Annotated in this window: 5 protein-coding genes and 1 pseudogene; all 6 read left to right on the forward strand. The window is 41.8% G+C overall.

Features of this window, described 5'->3' with window-relative positions; all coding sequences use genetic code 11:
• Position 1: 1 nt before the first annotated feature.
• Positions 2-619: a tail assembly protein gene (locus tag LGZ99_RS20435; RefSeq protein ID WP_262979517.1), complete on the forward strand. Its 618-nt coding sequence runs from the start codon at positions 2-4 to the stop codon at positions 617-619.
• Positions 620-826: 207 nt separating this feature from the next.
• Positions 827-1387 carry a Panacea domain-containing protein gene (locus LGZ99_RS20440; RefSeq protein WP_021326891.1) on the forward strand — a complete coding sequence of 187 codons (561 nt, stop codon included), beginning with the start codon at positions 827-829 and terminating at the stop codon, positions 1385-1387.
• A complete protein-coding gene (locus LGZ99_RS20445; protein ID WP_262979518.1) occupies positions 1387-1788 on the forward strand; it encodes a hypothetical protein in 402 nt (133 codons plus the stop codon). The genes LGZ99_RS20440 and LGZ99_RS20445 overlap by 1 nt, the downstream gene beginning before the upstream one ends.
• A 62-nt stretch (positions 1789-1850) precedes the next feature.
• Positions 1851-5120: a TipJ family phage tail tip protein gene (locus LGZ99_RS20450; RefSeq protein ID WP_262979519.1), complete on the forward strand. Its 3270-nt coding sequence runs from the start codon at positions 1851-1853 to the stop codon at positions 5118-5120.
• Complete coding sequence (locus LGZ99_RS20455) at positions 5117-6178, forward strand: DUF6453 family protein (protein WP_262979520.1); 1062 nt, start codon at positions 5117-5119, stop codon at positions 6176-6178. Before LGZ99_RS20450 ends, LGZ99_RS20455 begins: the two co-directional genes overlap by 4 nt.
• A 16-nt stretch (positions 6179-6194) precedes the next feature.
• Positions 6195-6591: pseudogene (locus LGZ99_RS20460) on the forward strand (hypothetical protein); the annotation flags it as partial.

Below are 6591 nucleotides of genomic sequence, written 5' to 3' on the forward strand. Positions count from 1 at the left end.
TATGGCTTTTATTGATGTACCAATGCGAACTGTTAGAATGCACGGCCCACTAATTAAACGCTTTGGAAAAGAATTTAAATATAAAGCGCTGGATGTGAAAAAAGCAATTGATGCTATGCGCTGTCTATTGCCGGGTTTTGAAAAATATATGATGGAGGCTCACAAGAAAGGGCTAACGTTCGCTATTTTTTGCGGCGGTAAAAATATCAGTAAAGATGAACTTGATATGACAAAAGGGGCTGATGACATTCATCTTTTGCCGGTTATTATTGGCAGTAAGCGAGCTGGGCTTTTTCAAACAATACTTGGGGTTGCCCTGGTCGGTGCTGCAATGCTAACAGGCCCTGCTGGCTGGGCGGCATTTGGTGCAGCCGGTACATGGGGCGGGGCTCTGGCTATGGTAGGTGCATCAATGGCCTTAGGCGGTGTTGTCCAAATGCTATCGCCGCAAATGCCAGGTTTGAGAATGCGAGAATCCCCGGATAATAAACCCTCATATGCTTTCGGCGGACCAGTCAACACCACAGCCCAGGGGAACCCGGTTGCTGTACTGTACGGAACGCGAGAAATCGGCGGGGCAATTATTTCCGCTGGGATTTATACCGAAGATCAACAGTGATCATACAACAACATTTTGTGTTGGCTGCTATACATTTTTTAGCTTAAAGATAAAGAATTTTTAAATCTTTAATTCTTTATATATCAGGTATATAGTTTTTAACTCATTGACTTTATTAGAATTAACCTTGTCAGGGTTGCGCTTTTAGAGATACACTATATGTGTAAATTGCCAGTCTGGTATTTCGAAAAAGTCTTGGAGGTTTCTATGTTTTGCGAAGAAAAAGTAGCTCAAATGGCTGCCTACCTGCTGCATAAGCGCGGCGGGCGCATGGCATATCTGAAACTTATGAAGTTGCTTTATCTGGCAGATAGGGTATCTATGAATGACTATGGCTACCCTATCACTGGTGATCGAATGGTGTCTATGCCTAAAGGGCCTGTTTTATCGCAAACCTTAAATTTAATCACTGGAGATTATTCCAGTGATGAATTTGGATGGGGGGCGTGGATTCAAAGTGAAAAGAATTATGAAATTTCACTCAAACGGAGAGATGTAACAAGGGATGATTTTGAATCTCTTTCTGATGCTGAATTAGGGGTTCTGGATGCCATTTGGGAACAGTTCGGTCATATGAGCCGCTTTGATATTGTGGAGTATACCCATAAACATTGTACTGAGTGGCAAGATCCAGGCGGTAGTTCTTATCCTATTTCACCGAGTTCTGTTTTTATTGCTGTCGGTAAATCACCAGAAGTTGCTGAGAAATTGGCGCGAGAGTTAATAGAAAGGCAACAACTGGACTGTTTTCTTCAAGGATTGCGGTGATGCCGGGTAGGATTTTAAGGAAAGGAAGTTTACTTATCCCATCCGGGTATACAGATCACTTATATATTATCTGCTGCGATCCAGTTTTTTACCCTAAAAAAACTAAGACATGTTTTCTAGCTGTAAATATCAGCTCTTTAAAGCCGGACATACCGTATGATCATACATGTATATTAAATTGTGGTGATCATCCTTTTATTAGACATCCGAGTTTTGTTTTCTATAGTCGTGCTGATATTTTTGGTTCAGTAACAGTTGAGCAACATATGGCTGCTGGTGATATTAAAATCCATGAACCATGTGATGATTCTGTTTTTAATCGGATTCTTTCTGGGTTTGATATATCTCCGCATGTAACTTTAGAAATTCGAAATTTCTATAAAAAATATTGTATTAACTAAATTTCGTTTGAAATATTAAATTCAAGGCTACACTTCGGTGTGGCCTTTTTTATGGGTGGAATATGGCAAAAATAATCAAAGGTCGAAAAGGTGGCGGCGGTAAGCAACGCACTCCCATTGAAGCCCCGGATTCAATTCAATCGATATCTAAAGCTAAGCTACTACTAGCGCTTGGTGAGGGTGAGTTCGCTGGTGGGCTGGAGGGTACTAATATTTACTTGGATGATACGCCTATTGCCAATGATGATGGGAGCCTGAATTTTGCCGGGGTTAAATGGGAGTTTCGGCCGGGTACTCAATCACAAGAATATATTCAGGGGATACCCGCCGCTGAAAATGAAATCAGGATAAATACGGAACTGAAAAGCGATCATCCGTGGATACGTGCTGTTTCTAACACTAAGCTATCTGCCGTCCGTTTGCGCCTTGGCTGGCCCAACTTGCAACTACAAAAAGAAAGTAATGGGGATACAGTGGGTTATCGCATTGAGTATGCGATAGATGTTGCTACTGATGGCGGAGCTTATAAAGAGGTCCTGAAAGCCGCGGTTGACGGTAAGACAACAACACTTTATGAGCGCTCATACCGTATTGACTTACCCAGTGCTACTACAGGCTGGCAAATCAGAGTAAGAAGGCTGACGCCAAATAAGAATACAGTCAGAATTGCGGACAAAATGTTTGTACAAGCGATCACGGAAGTTATCGACGCAAAACTTCGGTACCCTAATACCGCCTTGCTCTATGTTGAATTTGATTCCAAGCAATTTCCAGATATTCCTAGAATCAGTTGTAAACCGAAAGGCCGCGTTATCCGTGTGCCGTCAAATTATGATCCGGTAACGCGGGCCTATTCAGGGATATGGGACGGTACGTTTAAGTGGGCATATTCAGATAACCCGGCTTGGATTTTCTACGATCTTATCTTGTCGGATATGTTCGGCCTGGGGAGCAGAATCAACTCAACACTAGTCAGCGAAGCAGAACTTTATCGTATTGCCCAGTATTGCGATCAATTGGTACCGGATGGCCGGGGTGGTGATGGCAAAGAACCTCGCTTCACATGTAATGTCTATATTCAGTCTCGCAATGATGCTTGGACCGTATTACATGATCTCGCTGCTATTTTCAGAGGTATGACGTACTGGGGACAATATCAACTTGTCGCACTGGCTGATATGCCGCGCGACATGGATTACATTTTTAACCACTCAAATGTCATCAATGGTAAATTTTCATACACATCAGCCAGTGAACGAACCCGATATACAACTGCAATGGTGAGTTGGTCAGATCCCGACAATCACTATGCTGATGCTATTGAACCGGTTTTTGAAAATGCATTAGTGCGCCGCTACGGTATCAATCAGACTGAAATCACGGCTATTGGCTGCACTCGTCAAAGCGAAGCTAACCGGCGAGGACGATGGATATTACTGACAAATAGCGAAGATGACGCTATATCGTTCAGTGTCGGCCTGGAGGGACAGATCCCTTTACCTGGGCACATTATCGGTGTTGCCAATAGAAACCGGGCAGGCCGTATAATCGGCGGGCGTATTAGTGCTGTATCAGAGCGCAACATTACACTAGATAGAAAGCCAGATGCTAAAGAAGGCGATCGCCTGTTAATCAACTTGCCAGGCGGCAAATCAGAAGGCCGGACAATTCAGGCGGTGAACGGGAAAGTAGTAACTGTCACTACCGCTTATTCAGAAACACCGGCTGTTGAATCAGGCTGGGCAATTGATGCTAATGATCTCTTTGTTCAGCAATTCAGAGTGACCGGCGTGCGCGACAAGGGCGATAACACATTTGAAATCAGCGCGGTTCATCATGACCCTGACAAATACGCCCGGATTGATACGGGTGCAAGGATTGATGAACGCCCTATTTCTGTTATCCCGCCCGGCGTTCAGGCTCCGCCGAAAAATGTTGCTATCAGTAGTTACTCAACTACACATCAGGGGATAGCTATCACTACACTGAGAGTAACGTGGGACGCTATAGAAAATGCCATTGCTTATGAATCGGAATGGCGAAAAGACAACGGGAACTGGATATCAGCGCCGAGAACGTCAGCATTGGGCTTTGAAGTCGATAACATCTATGCCGGTCGTTACCAAGCCCGCGTTCGTGCAATCAATGCCTCTGAGATATCGAGTGTTTGGGCTAACGCTCCTGAAACAATGTTGAAGGGTAAAGAGGGTAACCCTCCGGTACCGCTTAACTTCCGTACAACCCCGATTATTTTCGGTATTCAGATTGATTGGAACTTTGGCGAAGACACATCAGACACACAACATACTGAGATTCAGTACAGTAAGACTAATGACGGCAATGATTTGATGCTGTTGTCTGACGTTCCTTATCCTCAGCGAACTTATACGATGCAGGGATTGGCCGCAGGTGTTGCTTTCTACTTCCGCGCTCGACTTGTTGATAAAACTGGTAATCAGTCGCCGTGGACTGAGTTTATTAAAGGGGCGTCGTCTTCAGATGCAAGTTGGATAATTGACGCTGCCGGTGATCAGTTTCTTACAACTGATGCAGGTAAAGCGCTTCAATCTCGGATTGATTACAACAGTGAGGGCATTCTAGAAAATGCCAGTGCAACATCTCGCTCAAATAGCCGAATGATGGTTGAGAACGGCGATAGAAAAGCCGAAATCTCTGAACTCAAAGAATTGTATGTTAATAATAATGAGTCATGGGCACGCTGGCAGACAGATGTAAACACCAAGTTTACTGATGCTAACAGCCGTATCTATAAAAATGAATTGTCAATTTCCAATATGGACAAGGCCTTTGCAGAAAGTACTCAGCAGGTTCAAGCTCAGTTTAAGCAGCAAAAGGCCGCGATTGAAACCAAGGCAACAACCGTTTTTGATCAAAAAGGAGAAGGTTCAGCTATCTATACCATTAAAGCGGGTATTAAATACAACGGAACGGAATATGATGCCGGGATGGTCATTGGCTCGGAAGTTAAAAACGGAAAAGTCACAACAAATATCGGATTCAATGCTGAAACTTTCGGTGTTTTTAATCCGGCAAATAACAAGCTTGAATCTGTCTTCTTCATCAAGAACGGGCAAGTGTTCATGCGCAGTGCATTTATTGACAGTGCAACAATTCAAGAGTTATTAGTTAGTGTTGACCTTAAATCTATTAATTATGTGCCGAATAAATCCGGGCTGCGTATTGATATGAAAAATGGAGTTTTTGAAGTAAATGGTGTGTCTGGGGGCTACAAGATGAGGATAACTAACACGGGGATATATATATTCAATGGTTCAGGTGTTCCAATAATCGAATTGGGTGAATTCTTATGAGTGAATACGGTTTAAGAATTACAAACCCTTTTGATTTTTCAAGCTTTATATTTAATGAAAAAACAGCGCCAGCTTACATTGTGAGCGCCGGAGTTATTACGCCAGACACGCCGGGCATCTGGGGAAACGGATGGAATACCTGGTGGAAATGCCCAAATCCAATACCACCCGGCCACGATTATGCAATATCGTCCCATAAACTTGGTGAAATAAAATGGAAAGATGATGGACCTGCAAGTTATCCTGACGGGGGGAAAGATCTATCTGTTACTCGCGATAGTCAGGGGTATCTTACATTTTATTGGCCTGAATTTTTAGATACGGGGAAAAATCATTTCATAAAATATATTGTCATAATTGCATGGCCGACAATATCGGGAGGAAATCACGGATTAAGGATATCGGGGAATACTAATTTTTCGTCTTTAAATTCAGATATTAAATACAGCTACGTATCACATAAAAAAGAACTTACATTGAGTGGTGAGTTCAATTTGAGCGCTATTGATAGTAGATTAAATTTTAATAATTGCCTTCCATTCTTCTACACTGATGACAATAATGCATTTGTTGCTTTAAATATTTATCGTGGATATGAACGAACACCGAAAATCACATTGGAGGTCAGAAATCCAAAATCAGCTGATATGACTTCGGGGAAATTTAAAGTTGTTATTTTTTCGAATTTAAATTTTGAAAATGATTTGCGTAATGATAAGTATGGTTTAAGAATTAGAGATAATTCTAATAATATTAGATTTTCATCAGCCGTGGGTGTATTGACGCGTCCTGTATCTGTATCCTTAAATGGATATAATGAAGGGGATAAAGTTGCGATACCCGGTATATCAAGGCCCATGTACACGCCATGTAATTTCGGGGAGTCCATTTATAAAAGAAATAATAAAGTAATAGCTGTTGGTGGAGTTGACAGGAAATATATAACGCCATGCATTTCTAAAGATATTAAAATACAAAGGGGGTATTATGGGTATGCGACATATATCTCTTCACTTAAATCATTGTACATTGATGCTGAAACCTATTTCAATTTTTAATCATTAAGGAATAATCATGTCTTCATACAACTTTGGCACAATTTCAATTGCTGCCAACTCAGATATTGCCACTGGCACAAATACGAAATGGAAAGATAATAAATTCGGTGTTGCTCCGGCTCAGACTATTTTAATTAAAGTCGGGAATGCTTTTAAATTATCAGCAATTAAAAACGTTAATAGCGATACTGAATTAGTCTTAATCGATAAATTCCCGGATGCGGTTTCTAATGCTACATATTTTATTCAAACATCGGTTCCAGATACTTACTCAGATGCAGCCCGAAAAGTTACGGCGCAATTGGGTTATACAGATGAGCTGTTATTCAATTTGAATAAGTGGATGACAGAGAACGGGGTAGTAACTGTTGTTACGCCCGAAGGCAAGACAATTCAGCTTAAGTCTATCAATG

This window comes from Photorhabdus temperata (genome assembly GCF_025384845.1).
In the GTDB taxonomy this organism is placed as follows: Bacteria; Pseudomonadota; Gammaproteobacteria; order Enterobacterales; family Enterobacteriaceae; genus Photorhabdus; species Photorhabdus temperata.